At 29.0% G+C, this 16,871-nt stretch carries 15 protein-coding genes and 1 tRNA gene; 15 read left to right on the top strand and 1 reads right to left on the bottom strand.

Annotation, left to right across the window (positions count from 1 at the left end; all coding sequences use genetic code 4):
- Positions 1-54 precede the first annotated feature (54 nt).
- The 6 genes from AACK91_RS04230 to gatB all read left to right on the top strand — a co-directional run bounded on the left by AACK91_RS04230 (position 55) and on the right by gatB (position 7,491).
- Positions 55-537 carry a PTS glucose transporter subunit IIA gene (locus tag AACK91_RS04230; RefSeq protein WP_338964441.1) on the top strand — a complete coding sequence of 161 codons (483 nt, stop codon included), beginning with the start codon at positions 55-57 and terminating at the stop codon, positions 535-537.
- Between the two features lie 113 nt (positions 538-650).
- Positions 651-2,273 carry a hypothetical protein gene (locus AACK91_RS04225; protein WP_338964439.1) on the top strand — a complete coding sequence of 541 codons (1,623 nt, stop codon included), beginning with the start codon at positions 651-653 and terminating at the stop codon, positions 2,271-2,273.
- A gap of 10 nt (positions 2,274-2,283) precedes the next feature.
- Entirely contained in the window at positions 2,284-4,287 is a 2,004-nt protein-coding gene (gene ligA / locus AACK91_RS04220) for an NAD-dependent DNA ligase LigA (RefSeq protein ID WP_338964436.1), read from the top strand.
- A 1-nt stretch (position 4,288) separates the two neighbouring features.
- Positions 4,289-4,582: an Asp-tRNA(Asn)/Glu-tRNA(Gln) amidotransferase subunit GatC gene (gatC, locus tag AACK91_RS04215; RefSeq protein ID WP_338964433.1), complete on the top strand. Its 294-nt coding sequence runs from the start codon at positions 4,289-4,291 to the stop codon at positions 4,580-4,582.
- Position 4,583: 1 nt separating this feature from the next.
- Positions 4,584-6,056: an amidase family protein gene (locus tag AACK91_RS04210; protein WP_338964430.1), complete on the top strand. Its 1,473-nt coding sequence runs from the start codon at positions 4,584-4,586 to the stop codon at positions 6,054-6,056.
- Entirely contained in the window at positions 6,049-7,491 is a 1,443-nt protein-coding gene (gatB, locus tag AACK91_RS04205) for an Asp-tRNA(Asn)/Glu-tRNA(Gln) amidotransferase subunit GatB (RefSeq protein WP_338964427.1), read from the top strand. The genes AACK91_RS04210 and gatB overlap by 8 nt, the downstream gene beginning before the upstream one ends.
- Positions 7,492-7,501: 10 nt before the next feature.
- On the opposite strand, the gene AACK91_RS04200 is transcribed toward gatB, so the two are convergent.
- Entirely contained in the window at positions 7,502-8,203 is a 702-nt protein-coding gene (locus AACK91_RS04200) for a TrkA family potassium uptake protein (RefSeq protein WP_338964424.1), read from the bottom strand.
- Positions 8,204-8,343: 140 nt separating this feature from the next.
- Between AACK91_RS04200 and AACK91_RS04195 the strand changes: the two genes are divergently transcribed.
- From AACK91_RS04195 to AACK91_RS04155, 9 genes are all read left to right on the top strand, one after another.
- Positions 8,344-9,306, top strand: coding sequence for an IS1/IS1595 family N-terminal zinc-binding domain-containing protein (locus AACK91_RS04195; RefSeq protein ID WP_338963247.1), 963 nt, complete (start codon positions 8,344-8,346; stop codon positions 9,304-9,306).
- Between the two features lie 152 nt (positions 9,307-9,458).
- Positions 9,459-11,033: a TrkH family potassium uptake protein gene (locus AACK91_RS04190; protein WP_338964421.1), complete on the top strand. Its 1,575-nt coding sequence runs from the start codon at positions 9,459-9,461 to the stop codon at positions 11,031-11,033.
- A gap of 70 nt (positions 11,034-11,103) precedes the next feature.
- A tRNA-Ser gene (locus tag AACK91_RS04185) sits at positions 11,104-11,194 on the top strand.
- A 114-nt stretch (positions 11,195-11,308) separates the two neighbouring features.
- Positions 11,309-12,847, top strand: a complete 1,539-nt coding sequence (gene cls / locus AACK91_RS04180) for a cardiolipin synthase (protein ID WP_338964418.1) — start codon at positions 11,309-11,311, stop codon at positions 12,845-12,847.
- A 58-nt stretch (positions 12,848-12,905) separates the two neighbouring features.
- Complete coding sequence (locus tag AACK91_RS04175) at positions 12,906-13,595, top strand: acetyltransferase (protein ID WP_338964415.1); 690 nt, start codon at positions 12,906-12,908, stop codon at positions 13,593-13,595.
- Between the two features lie 3 nt (positions 13,596-13,598).
- Complete coding sequence (gene proS / locus AACK91_RS04170) at positions 13,599-15,020, top strand: proline--tRNA ligase (protein WP_338964412.1); 1,422 nt, start codon at positions 13,599-13,601, stop codon at positions 15,018-15,020.
- Between the two features lie 54 nt (positions 15,021-15,074).
- On the top strand, positions 15,075-15,698 hold the full coding sequence (locus AACK91_RS04165; protein WP_338964409.1) for a hypothetical protein: 624 nt from the start codon (positions 15,075-15,077) through the stop codon (positions 15,696-15,698).
- Between the two features lie 204 nt (positions 15,699-15,902).
- A complete protein-coding gene (locus AACK91_RS04160; RefSeq protein ID WP_338964406.1) occupies positions 15,903-16,388 on the top strand; it encodes a hypothetical protein in 486 nt (161 codons plus the stop codon).
- The gene (locus AACK91_RS04155) at positions 16,369-16,800 is read left to right on the top strand and encodes a hypothetical protein (RefSeq protein WP_338964403.1); all 432 of its coding nucleotides are present in this window, start codon (positions 16,369-16,371) and stop codon (positions 16,798-16,800) included. The genes AACK91_RS04160 and AACK91_RS04155 overlap by 20 nt, the downstream gene beginning before the upstream one ends.
- Positions 16,801-16,871 lie beyond the last annotated feature (71 nt).

Raw genomic sequence — 16,871 nt, 5'->3', positions numbered from 1 at the left:
ATACTAATTATATATAACAGCAGTGTCTGATTAAAAGAATAAGGAGAAGAAATGATGGGATTGTTTAGTAAAAAATTAAAAGAACTTGAAATTATTGCCCCAGTGGATGGTGAGATTATTGCCTTAGATAAAGTTGAGGATGAAGTATTTTCACAAAAAATGTTAGGTGATGGTTTAGCAATTAAACCAAGTGCAGGAAACTTTGTTGCCCCAGTGGCTGGAAAATTAATTACTGTTTTTCCAACAGGGCATGCTTATGGAATTAAAAGTAATATTGGTGTTGAAATGTTATTACACATCGGAATGGATACTGTTTCATTAGATGGTAAAGGATTTGATATTAAAGTGAAACAAGATGATAATGTAAAACAAGGCGACTTGTTATGTGAAGTTGATTTAGCTGTTTTAAAAGCAGAGAAAGTACCAAGTTTAGATACACCAATTGTGTTTACACCAGAAACAATGAGTGGTAGAACAATTACCGTTGTTAAAGAAGGAAAAGTAAAACAAGGGGAAGTTATTGCTATTATCAAATAGGAAATAAGCTAAATAATAAGTGATTTTATAATTAAAAATCACTTTTATTTTTGGAAGATCCCTAATATTTTGCCGCGTTTTTGCTATAATTGTTAAGAAGAGGAGAAGATGAAATGACAAAAATAGTTTTAATTGCGATTGCCTTTTTTCTATATTATTATTGAGTTTTTTCTTCCACAGGAGCAATTTTAGCAGAAGTTTTAAAGATTCGAACTAAGAACATTTATTTTGGGATGATTATGGGTTTTTTCTTTTATTTTGCTGTAATTTCTTTTTTATTGATTCCGTTAGAATTAATTACTGATTTACGCTATATCATTTTAGTTTATTCGTTATTATCCATTAATATTTTATATTCATTATTTTTATTATTATTTATTCGTTATTGGTTTAACATTAATTTATGAGATTGAAACCATGCCATTTTCTTTGTGGCATTTGGAGTCTTTATGGTTTTATATTATTTAAAAAATTATTTTATTTCACCGTCGGGATTAAACATTACTAATACGTATATTTTAAGTTTTTATCGGTATGATTCTGTTGATAATAATATTATTTTTAAATTAAATCCGGATGTTATTGTTGGAAATGTTCGTGCTTTAGCTTCACTTTCGTGATTTACTAATGTTTCAGTGTGATTTGTAATGACAGGAATTGATCCAAGTGAAATTATTTGAAATTTATTAAATATTTTAGATGCAATGTTATTTGCTTCGATTTTTGTAACATTATTAAGTAACTTTGCTAATAAAAAAAGTAATCGTTTCTTAATTGGGTTATTATCTTTGCTAGTTTTATCAGCATCAAAATTATTAATTTATTATTTTGGTTATGATTCATGATATCCGCAAAATATGTTAACAAGTCTGTTCTTTGTAACATTTATCTTAATGACAATTTATACTAATGAAGAATATCGTAGTCGTAATATGCCATGAATTATTGGAATTATTTTTTCAAGTTATATTACTTTTGAATGAGATGCGTCCTATATTATGTTACTTATTATTTATGTTTCAACATTGATTACGATGCTAAAATATCAAACTAATTTCTTAAAAGATATGGTTAAGTTCACTTTATTTCCAACGTTATGTTTTATTTTTTATAATGCTCAAATCAAAAACTTCTTATTAATTTTTATTTTCTTAGGGTTATTTTTATTAATGTTAATTTTATCAATCTTATTATATCGAAATTATTCTCGTGTCCATGATATTGAGTTGATAATGTATGTTGGTCGCAATAAATTATTGTTTGTGGTGCCGTTTATTTTCACTTTAATTTCAGTTGTTGTTTTAGCAACGGGGGAAAATAATTTGAACTTTTGAACGTTAGAAAATATTGCTTCGGCATTATATGTTCAGTTAGAATTTATGCGCTTTCAACTATGAACGAATATTGTTTTCTTAATCATTTCCTTTATTTTCTTGGGGTTAGCGCTAATTTGATTATTGTTTTTTGAACAAATCCCAAATTTTTTGGCAAAAACACCAATTAATATGTTATCTCTTTTAACAGTAACGTTTTTCAATCCATTAGTGGGACGTTTTCTAATTTTAATTTTTAATGAACAAGCGTTATTAAACAATGCTACGGTCTTCATTGTTGCATTATTAGTTGCCTTAAATATTAGTGTTTATGCCCTACGTATTAAGCCCTTTAAAAAGTGACATTTCAAAAAGCCAACTATGCCACCCCACAATAAGCAGAAATTAAGAGCAATGAAATAAGGAGGAAATTATGAATTTTGAAGCAGCAAAAAAACGAAGTTTAGTGCTAAGAGAACAGTTGGATAAATGAAATTATGAGTACTATGTTAATGATGCCCCGAGTGTTAGTGACCAAGAATATGATCGGGCAATGCAAGAATTAATCGCAATTGAACAACAATATAGTGAATTGATTACAATTGATTCACCAACCCAACGGGTTTCGGGTCAAATTAGTGAAAAATTTAATAAATATGTCCATAATACACCAATGTTAAGTTTGGCAAATGCTTTTAATTATGATGATTTAATTCATTTTGATGAACAAATTAAAGAGTTGACGGGGTTATCAGAAGTTGAATATACGTGTGAGTTAAAAATTGATGGATTATCAATTTCACTGGTTTATGAAAATCATTTATTAATAATGGGCGCTACACGAGGTGATGGTGTGATTGGTGAAGATGTTACTGTTAATATTAAAAAAATAAAATCAGTACCACTACGAATTGATCACCCAAATTTAACTGTTCGGGGGGAAGTTTATTTGTCATTGGAAGAATTTAACAAAATTAACGATGAACGAATTAAACTTGGTGAACCAGAATTTGCTAATCCTCGTAATGCTGCTGCTGGAACATTACGTCAATTGGATTCAACAATTGTGGCAAAACGAAATTTAAATGCTTTTTTATATTATTATGTTAATGCCCTAGGCGATGAAATTCAAACTCAATATGATTCATTGCAAAGTTTAGAACAATTAAAATTTAAAACAAATCCAGAATATCGTTATTGTTCAAATATTGCTGCTGTTTGAGCATATATCCAAGAATATGAACCAAAACGTCATCAGTTAGGATATGAAATTGATGGAATTGTCATTAAAGTAAATAATTTAAGTCTATATAATCGAATTGGTTATACTGCAAAAAACCCAAAATGAGCGATTGCTTATAAATTTCCAGCAGAAGTAGTGGTTACAAAATTACTTAATATTTTTCCATCTGTTGGGCGAACAGGGCGGATTACTTATAATGCTGTGTTAGAACCAGTTCGTATTGCGGGGACAATTGTTCGTGCAGCAACCTTACATAATGCTGATTTTATTACTGAACGTGATATTCGAATTGGCGATGATGTTCAAGTTAAAAAAGCGGGTGATATAATTCCCGAGGTTATTAATTATGTTGTTGAGCGTCGTCAGCAAAAAGCGAAAAAATGACAAGAAGCAACGCACTGCCCCGAGTGTCAGTCTTTATTAGAACGAGTAACGGGGGAAGTCGATCAATATTGTATTAACTCAGTTTGCCCAAAGAAAATCACGCGGGGATTAGAACATTATTGTTCTCGTAACGCAATGAATATTGAGGGGGTTAGTGAAAAAAATATTGAACGATTATATAAAATAGGATATTTAAAGAGTTTTAGTGATTTATATCAATTATCACAATATCGTGCGGAAATTATTCAATTAGAAAACTTTGGGGAAAAATCTTTTGAAAATATGATTACTTCAATTAATAATTCAAAACAAAATTCATTAGAACGATTATTATTTGGATTAGGAATTCGTCATGTTGGCCAAAAAACAGCAAAATTATTAGCGCGACAATTTAAAACAATAGCAGAATTAGCTGCAATGAATATTGAACAATTATCAGTTATTAATGATGTTGGCCCAATTGTTGCAGCTAGTGTTGTTGATTATTTTGCTATTGTAGCAAATCAACAAGAAATTGCTTTGTTACAGCAACAAGGGATTAATATGACATATCTTGTTACTAATCAAACATTGTCACAAAAATTTGAAAATTATCGTTTTGTTATTACTGGTGTTTTATCAAAACCACGAGAATATTTTAAAGAGTTAATTGAAAGTTATGGTGGTCAAACTTCAGATAGTGTTAGTGCTAAAACAACTTATTTGTTAGCTGGTAGTGATGCAGGTAGTAAATTAGTAAAAGCACAAAAATTAAATGTTAAAATTATTAATGAGGAAGAATTTAATAATTTATTAATAAAGGAGGAATAATATGGCAAGAATTACAAAAGAGGACTTACATTTATTAGCAAATAATATCATGTTGGATTTAAAAGATGAAGAGTTAACAAATTTGAGTAAAGAGTTTGATGTTATTTTACAACAAATGGATTTAGTGCAAAAAATTGATACAACGAATGTTCATTCAATGCATTTTCCGTTTGAATTAACGGTTGATTATTTACGTGAAGACGATGCAGCCGTTGTTTCTTCTCAGGCAGAAATTTTAGCAGCAGCTCCAAAAACAATGGATGATTATATCGTAATTAATAAGGTGGTTAAATAGTATGACATATTATTCAATTAAAGAATTACATCAACTTTTGATAACTAAAAAAATTACGCCATCACAAATTGTTAAGGAAGCTTTTGCTAATTTAGCAAAGCATCAAGTTTTAAATGCAACCGTAACTGAATTAACAACAGCAGCAACAGCTTTAGCGTTAGAACTAGATCAAGTCCCCGTATCAACAAATAATTATTTATTTGCTTTACCATATTTTGCAAAAGATAATTTTGCAACAAAAGGGGTTAAAACAACAGCAAGTTCAAAAATTTTAGAAAATTTTGTACCCACTTATGAATCAACAGTAACTAATATTTTAAAACAAAATAATAGTATTTTGTTAGGGAAAAGTGCTTTAGATGAACTTGGAATGGGGGGGCATGGATTATATGCTTTAACTGGTGATGTTTTAAATCCATGAGATTTAACCCGCATTACAGGGGGGTCATCATCAGGTTCAGCAGCATTAGTTGCTGCTGGCGTGGTACCTTTTGCTTTAGGAACAGATACTGGTGATTCGGTTCGTAAACCAGCAGGTTACTGTGGAATTATTGGTTTTAAACCAACTTATGGTTTAATTTCGCGTTATGGTGTTTTTCCTTATGCGCCATCGTTAGATACCGTGGGTTATTTTACTCGTACGGTGGAAGATAGTGCCATTGTTTTTGATTATTTAGCACAAGAAGATCACCAAGATGCTACTTCATTAAAAAGTAAGGAACAAAATTATTTTAAAAATTTATCATCAGTAGTTAAAAACCAAAAATTTGCTTATTTAAAAAATGCTCATTCGGCTTTACCTGCTGAAATCAAAACACATTTTGATAGTTTATATACGCAATTAACAGCGCAAGGAATTAAGGTTACTGCAATTGATTTTCCCGAAGACTTGCTAAAGGCATTGTTACCGGTTTATATGGTAATTTCTTTTGCTGAAGCAGTAAGCAGTCATTCCATGTTGGATGGAATCAACTTTGGAACACGAGTTGATGGAGATAGTTACGAAGCAGTAATGATGAATTCACGAACAGCAGGATTTGGTCATGTTGTGAAGCGTCGTTATGTCATTGGTTCGTATGCTTTATCAAAAGAAAACCAAACGCTGTTATTCTTAAAAGCAAAACGAGTTCGCCGGTTAATTGTTGATGCTTTAACGACGGTTTTTAAGGACTATGATATTTTATTATTACCAACAGCATCAACTGTTGCTCCAAAAATTAGTGATATTAAAGATCAAATTTTAACCGAAGCAGAATTAGAAAATTATGTTGATGATTTATTGGTTTTAGGTAATTTGATGGGAAATCCTTCTTTAACATTACCGCTTGCTTTTGTTGATAATATGCCAATTGGAATTAATGTTAATGCAGCTCCTTTTGCAGACCAAAAGGTCTTTAATGCCAGTTTACTAATTGAAGAAATAATTGGCATTAAGAATAGAGTTGCTCCAGAGGGAGGAAAAAACAATGGTTAATTTTGAAGTAATAATTGGAATTGAAAATCATGTGGAATTAAAAACAAAAACAAAAATGTTTTCACCAGGACTTGTTACTTATGGTGCTAAACCCAATAGTATGGTTAACGTAATGGATGTTGGTTATCCTGGGGTAATGCCAGTGGTTAATAAAAAAGGAGTTGAATTAGCATTGCTTGCTTGTCAAGCACTTAATCTAACGATTGATCCAATTATTCAATTTGATCGAAAAAACTATTATTATCCTGATTTAGCAAAAGGATTTCAAATTACTCAACAATATTATCCAATTGGGCGCAATGGGCATTTAACAATTATTGATGAAAATGGTAAACCATTGGAAATTGCGATTGAACGTTTACACATTGAAGAAGATACGGCAAAGCAATTACATGAGGATTTTGGGACCTTATTAGACTATAATCGTGCTGGAATTGGTTTAATTGAGATTGTTACCCACCCAATGTTACGATCAGCATTTCAAGTTCGAAAGTATTTAGAAGCGCTACGAGAAATTTTAGTTTATACCCAAGTTAGTGATGCCAAAATGAACGAAGGTTCGCTTCGTTGTGATGTTAATATTTCATTACGCCCGGTTGGTATTTCAACCTTTGGAAATAAAGTGGAGTTAAAAAATTTAAATTCAATTTCTAATGTTGAAAAAGCAATTGAATATGAAATTAAACGACAAACTGAAATTTTATTAATGGGTCAAACAGTTGAACAAGAAACCCGCCGTTTTGATGAAAAAACTAAAACAACTGTTTTAATGCGGAAAAAAACAGACGCGACTGATTATAAGTATTTTTCAGAGCCAAATATTTTTCCAATTCAATTATCACCAACTTGAATTAAAACGGTCTTAGATAAGATGCCAGAACTACCAGCAGCAATTCGTCAGCGTTATTTAACGAAATTAAATTTAAAAGCGGTTGATGTTGATATTATCTTACAAGATTATGATTTAATGACTTTTTTTGAAGCAGCAATTAAGTTATCATCACAATATGAAACAATTGTTCATTATTTGATTGGTGATGTTACCGCTTATTTAAATCAAAAAAATGTAACATTAGGTGAAACAGCATTAACACCGCAAAATTTAGTAGCAATGATTGAATTAATTACTAAGAACGTAATTTCTAATAAACAAGCAAAAATAGTTTTACAACGAATTTTAACAGAGGATTATCCCCCAGCAAAAATTGTTGTTGATTTAGGGTTAAAACAAGTTAGTGATCCAGCTGAAATCAAAGCAATTATTGAACCAGTTTTTGACAGTAATTTAGCCATGTTAGAACAGTATGACCAACGGCCAGAACGTGTTGTTAAGTTCTTTATGGGAGAATTAATGAAGTTAACAAAAGGGCAAGTTGCCCCAGAAATTGGGCAACAAGTAGTTCTCGCCCTAATTACAGCAAAACAAACAAAATAAAAAAAGATGGTTATTTACCATCTTTTTCATATTCATGATCAATTTTTTGCAGTTTAACGGTTAAATCATTAATTGCACTAATTTTAGCAATAAATAATAATTCATCGTCTAACTTGATTGAATCAACATCCCCTGGTAAAATAACTCGTCCTTTGCGTTTAACATAAACAATATTGTAATCTTTATTATTAATAAAACGTAAGTCAGATAGTGATTGCCCTTCAATACTTGGGTCAGTTACTTGGATTGTTAATGATGCATAGTTTTCATCAACTGTTTGGATCTCAATTTCAATATCAAACATTGCTTTAGTTGCAGTAATGCTTCCAGCCATGGTATCAGGTTGGACAATATTAGTAATTCCTAGTGCTTTTAAAATTCGTGTATGACGAATATCTTTTGATTTTGAAATGATATTTGTAATACCAATATCTTGTAAACCAATGATTGTTAAAACACTAGCTTCAATATTACTTGCCATCGTAACGATTATTGTATCGTATTGGTCTAATCCTTGCTCAATTAAATTTGCTTTAACCGTTGAATCTAATGCAACACCATCAACTTGGTCATAACTAGCAATCATATTATTAACTTTGGCTTGATCAACATCAAAAACCATAATATGTTGTTTTCTTACAATTAATGTTTCAATAATTGAACGACCAAAGTTATTTAGTCCAATAATTGCAAAACTTTTTCTTCGTGACATTGAATTCTTCCCCCTTATTGCAATTTTAATTATACTATTTTTTTTATTATTAGCAATAATCTTTAATTTTGTCGAAAACTCTTGATATTTATAAAATATACCTAAAATTAGGTATATTTTTAATATATGGAGGTAAATAAATGATGAAAAAAATAATTACAGAATTAATAAATAGCTTAACAGATGATCAATTTTTAGAATTTTATGAAAAAATAAAACAACAAGCAGACTTAATTAAAAAACAAAAACGTTTAAATGAAATTGATCAAAAATTTAGAGATAAAGGCATTATATGTCCTAATTGCAAATCTTTTCATTGTGTTAAAAATGGTCATAATTCCGAAGGAAAACAAAAATATTTATGTAAAAAATGTCGTGCTAGTTTTGATGCATTTCGTCATCATTTTACTTATTGAAGTCATTTAAATTATGAACAGTGAAATTTATTAATTCAAATTTCATTGTTAGGACAATCTAGTAAAATAATTTCTCGTTTTATTAAAACAACCCCAAAAACCGCTTGATATAATCGACAAAAATTAATGCAATCAAAACAATTAGAAAATACACAGTTAAAATTTAAAAAATTAAATGGTCAAATCCAAATGGATGAAACATTTATTAAAGAAATTCATAAAGGCAATTTTAAAGATAAATTTGATAAACGAAAAACTCATCTCGATCCATTTTCAACTGATACCAAATGCTGTATTCAAATGGCAGTTGATAGCAATAATAATATTTTTGTTCAATCCACCAATACCAAAAGATTACAAAAACAATGGATTATTGAAAATATGAATAAGCAACTAATTAAAGAAAAATCAATAATTATTTCTGATATGCAACCACTATATTTATTAGTAGCAAAACAAACAAATTCTACTCTATATTCCACCAAAACTAGTACAAACCCTGATACTAGTTATCAAAAGTTAAATAAGATTAGTAAATTACAATCCAGTCTTAAAGAAGCCTTAATTCATTATCATGGTTTGGGTTTCACTAATATTCAAAATTATTTAAAGCTCTGAAAATGAAAATACCAACACAAAGGTTTAACACCAAACCAACAATCAACGGTATTATATTTTAACGTTTAAAAAATTTAAAGCAAAATCATAATCTTACACAAAATTAGTTTTCAAATTGTCATATTGATGATTTTTTTTATTTCATCAAGAGTTTTCGACAAAATTAAAGGCAATAATTAGTACTTGTAGTATATAATATTAATGAAAGAGGGGCGTAAAGGGTGTTTTCTCAGTTATATTTTAAAAGAAAAAACGATAGTAAGCGGCAACGTAATAATGACCCAGGAGCATCATTAGCACGTCGCCGCCATTGGTTACCTTTCTCAAAGATAGCGGGAAAATTATTTTTAGTTTATATTTTAATTGTTTTTTTAGGGGGATTGTTGTTATCAATTCCAGGTTTTGTTAATAATGTTAATCGGGTGGTTAGTGATGGATATGGAAAAGTTTTAGGAACCTATAATTTTTCATGAAATTATTTAGTAGGATTATTTACTGCTTCAAGTGCTTTTTCTGATACCGGAATTACGATTAGTAATCCGGCGGCTGATTATAGTTTTTGGGGGCAGTTAATAATTTTAATCCTAATCCAAACTGGTGGTTTTGGGATTGCAACTTTTAAAATTATGATTTTTGTGTGATTAGGACGCCGCATTTCAATTAAAGACAAAATGTTGGTGCAAGGAGAACGTGGAAGTAGTAATTTTGGTCACACTGTTGATTTAATTAAAAATAGTTTTATTTTTTTAATTATTTTAGAATGCTTTGGAGCCATTTTATTATTTTGTAACTTTTATTTTTCATCAGCATCAATTGAAGGAAAACATATGATTGATAATGTAACCCACCACAATTTTTTACGAAGTTTATGAAGTGGGATTTTTCACTCAATATCTTCTATTAATAATGCGGGATTTGATATTATTGGAAATTCATCATTAATGCCTTACAATAGCAATTATTTTATGCAATTTGTCTTTATGTTTCAGTTTGTTATTGGGGGCTTAGGTTTTCCAACTTTTTATGATTTAAAACGTAAGTTTGTAGCTTGGCGACGCAAAGAACATGCTAAATTTACTTTATTTACAAAAATTAATTTAATTACTTATGTTGGATTATCAATTGCGGGCGTTTTTAGTGTTTGATTAATTGAATTTACTAATCTTAATGCAATAGCGAGTCCAAACGGACCGTATATTGAAAGCATTTTACGAAATTCAACGTCCAATTGAAATGGGTTTATGAACATTTTCTTTAATACAATGTCAACTAGAAATGCTGGTTATTCAACAGTTGATATGAGTAAATTCCTGCCAGGGTCACGAATTGTGATGTCAGTTATGATGTTTATTGGGTCAGCGCCATCATCAACGGCGGGAGGAATTCGAACAACAACTTTGGCCATTATTATTATTACAATTTGATCTATTGTTCGAAATAATAATAGTGTCAATGTTTTTAAACGGAAAATTCCAAATGAAACCGTCAAACGAGCATTAGTTGTAACAACAATTTCCGGAGCGCTAATTATGGGAGCTATTATTTGTATTAGTGCTGAAAATCCTAATATTGATGTTTTAAATGCCTTTTTTACAATTTGTAGTGCGTTTGGGACAACGGGATTAAGTATCTTAAGTTTTCTGGAGTTATATAATTTAGGGGTTTTAAGTACGTTAGTTTTAATTTTATTAATGTTTATTGGAAAATTGGGAGTTTCATCAACATTATTAGTTTCAATTCGTGGAACTGGCGAAAAAGAGTATAGTTATGTTGAAGAAAATATTTTAATTGGTTAGTTTTTTAAAAAATAACTATTTTCACTTGTTTAAAATGATATCTTTTGTATAATATATAAGATATCGATTTGGAACAGTACTCAAGTTGGTGAAGAGGGCACCCTGCTAAGGTGTTAGGTCGGGTAACTGGCGCGAGAGTTCGAGTCTCTCCTGTTCCGCCATTAATTATTGATTTTAAACTAAAAAGAAACAAAAAAGAGTTATTATATCTATAACTCTTTTTAAATTATTGGTATAATATGCGTATTAAGATTGTGCAATAAAGGGGAAACATAATGAAAAATTGATTAAAAATTATTTTATCAATGATTTTTTTATTTGGAATGGCAATTATGGGTTTAATTGTGGTAGTTGTTATTTTTAATTTCAAGTTTTTATATATTTTTTTAGCAATTGTTATTATTGATTTAATTTTTTCATTCTTTTTCTTCTTTTCAAAGCGACGTTATGAAGTTAAATTTTCTTGAATTATTTTTATTAATTTTGTTCCCTTTATTGGCTTGTGTTCTTATGTTTTTTTTGGTCGAAAATATCACTATTCAAATAAAAAATCATTATTATATAATCATTTAAATAAATTAGAATATGATACTTATATTAAAAAAAATAAAAAGTGTTTAACTGAATATACTAGTCCGAACCAAAAATTTGGTAATGTTGTTGAATTATTAATGCATAATGCTAATAAACCAATATATCAAAATAATAAAATTGAAATTTTAACAAATGGAACCCGCGTTTTCAAATCGTTGCTAACGGATTTGCAACAAGCTCAAGAATATATTTTGTTAACTTATTTTATTGTTGCTGATGGTGAACTATTTGAATCATTTTTAGCGGTTTTAAAAGAACGCATTACGGCGGGAGTCCGTGTTTATATGATTTATGATTATGTTGGTAGTTATTTTAAAATTAGTAAAAAAAGCATTAAAAAATTAATGAAAGCAGGGGTTCGAATTCATAAGTATTTACCAATTATTACACCCTTTATTAGTGGGAATGCAAATTATCGTAATCATCGAAAAGATGTTATTATTGATGGTTTAATTGGCTATACAGGAGGAATTAATTTAGCTGATTTATATGCTGATCAATTATGAAAATTTGGAATCTTTCATGACACACAAGTCCGCATTGAAGGCGAAGCTGTTCGTGGTTTAGAAGTTATTTTTGCAGATGATTGGTATTTTGCCACAAAACGCCATGAAAAAATTACTGAATTAGAACCAAGTGTTTTGGCGATGAAAAAATATAATATTAGTGGAAAATCACATTTACAAATTGTTAATCATAGTCCTAGTGTTGATCATTCAATTACCGAAGATTTATATATTGAGTTAATTAATAAAGCACGGAAAAGAATTTGATTATCAACACCGTATTTTATTCCCCCGAATGAAGTTATTCAAGCTTTAATTTTAGCAGCTCGTGCCGGAGTAGATGTTCGTTTAACAATTCCTGGTTTAACAGATAAAATCTTTGTGTTAGACTTAACCAAAAGTTATTGTAAAGATTTAATTGCAAGTGGTGTTAAAATTTATGAAATGAATAATATGTTTAATCATAATAAAATTGCCATTTTTGATGATGAAGTTGCTGTGATTGGAACATGTAATTTAGATTATCGTAGTTTCTTTTCTGATCACCAAACAACAGCGGTTATTTATGACCCAGCAGTTGTAACAAGTTTTATTCCACGCTGAGAATGAGATTATAAGCATGCTATTTTATGACATGAATGACCAATTAAATATAAGCCATTAAGTTATCGGTTATTACTAACATGTTTAAAATTAGTTGCACCAATCTTATAAGTTGTGAAAAAATCAAGTATAATTTTTTTGTATAATTATTATTTGAGGAGGATTAACGATGTTATTTAATAAGTTAAAAAAGAAAGACGAGCAAGATACCGAACCAGAAGATAAAAAATTAAAAAAACGAAATTTATTACAAGAAGAATTATCAGAACCGGATAATTTAGAAACCAGTCTATTTGAAGATGATGAGAACGAAGGTAAGATTAAAACTGGTTTTAGTTTTAAACGACGTAAAACACATAAAATCATTAAAGAACTAAATCGACAACGCATTAAATCGTTATTATTTTATACTGATACTAGTAATGTTTTGCGGCAATTAGAATTTGGTTTACAACCAGTTCAAAATATTCATTTAGCAAAAGAAAGTGAGTACATTGTTTGGACTTATTTAGAAAAACCTGATCATCTAGAATTTGAATTAGATAACTCTACACGTCATTATTTTTGAAGTTGAGTGGCAGAACAAAAAGTTGATCCATCTCAAATTGCTGTTATTGCAATTGACATTAAAAAACTCTTTGCTTTAACAAAGAAAGATTGGGAATATGATGATGTTACTCGGCGAATAAGAATTTTTGAAGATGTTAACCCGGAAGCTATTCGTTGAATTTTAATGAAAAATAATCAGTATTTAAATCGAATTCAAACTTATGTTGAAAGCAATTGTTTAAACCTTAAAATTTTCCAAGGTGAAAAAGGGAATATTTCTGATCTTTTAACAGAAAATAGAAAGAAGTAAATCATGAAGAAAAAGTTAGAGAAAATTACACCACGAGAAGTTGATTTTGCCCAGTGATATACCGATATTGTTTTAAATGCTGATTTAATTAGTTATGGGACTGTTAAAGGAACAATGATTTTTAAACCGTATGGTTATGCCATTTGAGAAAATATCCAAAAATTTTTAGATGTAGAATTTAAGCGAGTTGGTGTCAAAAACGTTTATTTTCCGTTGTTAATTCCGAAAACTCTTTTTAATAAAGAAAAAGACCACATCGAAGGTTTTTCACCTGAAATTGCAACTGTTACAAAGGTTGGTGATAAAGTTTTAGATGAAGAACTTTATATTCGACCAACATCAGAAGTTTTATTTGGAACTTTCTTTAGTAAAGAAATTCAGGGTTATCGTGATTTGCCTTTGTTATATAACCAATGAGTAAATGTTCTACGGTGAGAAAAAACAACCCGCCCTTTTTTACGAACTAGTGAATTTTTATGACAAGAAGGACATACAATTCATGCAACAAGCCAAGAAGCACGGGATTTTACTTTAAAAATTTTAGATATTTATGCTGAATTTGCACAGAAAAAATTATTATTACCAGTTATTAAAGGACAAAAAACAGCGCGTGAAAAATTTGCTGGGGCAGAAGAGACATATACAATTGAATCATTAATGTATGATGGCCAAGCCCTACAATGTGGAACTAGTCATTATTTTGGTCAAAATTTTTCAAAAGCTTTTGATATTAAATTTGCAAATCAACAAAATGAATTAGAAAATGTTTATTCAACATCATGGGGGGTTTCGACCCGTTTAATAGGGGGAATCATTATGACACATAGTGATGATAATGGTCTTGTTTTGCCACCAGCCATTGCCCCAACACAAATTATGATTTTGCCAATTAGCAATGAACAGCAACAATTACAAGCTGTTCAAAAGTTACAAGTTGAATTACAAGAATATCGTTGTGAAATTGACGAATCAGATAAAAGTTTTGGTTTTCGTGTTGCAAATGCTGAAATTAAAGGGATTCCATTGCGAATTGAGGTAGGACCTCGTGATTTAGAACAAAACCAAGTTATGATTGCTCGTCGTGATACTTTTGAAAAAATTTCAGTGCCATTAATGGCGGTAAAAGAAACTGTTGCAAAGTTATTATCTGAGATTGCAGCAAACTTATATCAAAGAGCATTAGATAATCGCCAACAACGGACACAAAAAATTACAACTTATAATGATTATTTAAAAGCATTAGCAAAGGGAAACGATTTATTTTTAGTACATTTCTGTGGACGCATTGAATGTGAAGATGTTATTAAAGCGGAAACACAAACAACATCACGTTGTATTCCTTTTGATGTAAAACCACAAAAAACAGTTTGCTTTCACTGTGGTCAAACAGCAACTAATTTAGTTTATTTTGCGCGTGCTTATTAATTTCAAGTAAACCTCTTTAATTTTTGGTAAATGCTAATTAAGGAGGTTTTTAATTTGTTTGGTGAAAATTTTCTTAATCAACCATTGGCAGTCTTTAATTCATTTCAATTTGCTCCTAACAATAAAATTAGTTTAGCATTAGATTTAACTATTCCTTTATTTAGTTTTGATAACGTTGATAATAATCAAGCCTATGCTTTTTATATTCGTCCAAATATTGCTAATATTAAACCTTGGTTTACTGAGAATGGTCGAACAACAATAGCTTATCAAGTTGATCGTAAGCAACCAAGTAATATTGCTAATATTCTTCAAAAGCATTTTTTTCAATTCAATTATAGTTTTTCAATGTTAGAAATATATTGAAATTTTAATAATAAAAAAAATTGTAAAATAACGACCCAATTACAAGCGGGGTATAGTAAAGCAGTCTTGCAAATTTCTGGAACTAAAGTTGAATATTCAAATTGAGGAAAAGTTATTGTGCCAGGACAATGTCTTGATGAAGATAAAATTAATAAAGTTAGTCTTGTTATTAGTGTTCCCAATCTAAAAAGTGATGTTTTAATAACAAAAAATTCTTATCAGGAACTTTATTTAAATTTTAACAATAAAAAATTAACTTATAACCAGACAGCCAAAACAATAGGAGTTATTCAGTATAAAAATTATGATTAAAAAAAGAAACAGTTTCAAACTTTACAAAATGTTTTTGAGCATTACTTTGAATTTATTACAACTTTACCTCGTGATGAACAAATAAGCTCGTTATTTTCTTTACGTAGTTTTAGTTCTTTTTATTCTAATTATGTATTAAATTTTCCAATTGATTTTTATAAAAAAATAACAAAGTTATGAACATTCTTTAATAATCGTTATTTGTTGATTCCAACAGTAACAACAATAATTAGTAAAGAAACAAAATATAATTTTAAATCATTAAATGGTTATTTAAAATATAATTCAGATCAAAAATTATATGAACATTTTTTTGGTGATAATACAATTTATAATCAAACTAAAAATCAAATTGAAATTGCAGTAAATGATAATTTTTCTGCTAAAAAATTTTTGGTCCATCCGTTTTTGCAACAAACAAAAGTAACTTTCATTACGCAATTAAAAGGATTTAATATTAATTTTACCCAACAGCTTATTTTCAAACCAATTATTACTAGTCCAAATGTTAACACTAATTTTATTCCAGCAGTTAATTGATTTGATAATTTAGCAATAACATATTATATTTGTACCCAGAAATTAGCAAACTATTATAATAAAGAATTTAACCAAGAATTATTTGCTCAATTTGAACTTGATTTTTTATTGATTGAAAAGATCGTTAACAATGAAAAAATTTTTTACTAGGAGAGCTATTATTATTCTTGATTTTTTATTACCAATTGTTATTTTTTTAAGTGTTATTTTTGTTTTTATTTATAAAAATGTTTTAATTAGTAATAATAAACCTAATCCTAAATTACAAGTTTTTAATAAAGAGGGTGAAGCAATATTAGAACCAAGTTTTAATAAGATATTAGATTCTAAACGCTTACGATTAAAAATTAATTATGTCTATGGTGAATATTATTTCAATAATGAACAATTTCATCATTATTTTTTAAAACGGTGAATTTCCCAAATGGTTTTATTTCAACCACCCACCAGTTATCTTAGTTTTTATTATAGTAATGAACAACTTGCTTATTCGAAATTAATTTTAATTTACCATTATTATAATGAGCAACAATTATATCAAGTTTGAAAAATAACTCTTTAGAAGGGGTTAACAGAGAGTCTATTATTTTATTGTTAAACTTGATATAATAATACAGACAAAAAGAGAAGGTG

Origin of the sequence: Spiroplasma endosymbiont of Sarcophaga carnaria (genome assembly GCF_964019595.1) — a bacterium.
GTDB lineage: Bacteria > Bacillota_I > Bacilli_A > Mycoplasmatales > Mycoplasmataceae > Spiroplasma > Spiroplasma poulsonii.
The sequence above is the reverse complement of the archived record's forward strand: the minus strand, read 5'-3'. Positions and strand labels throughout refer to the sequence as shown.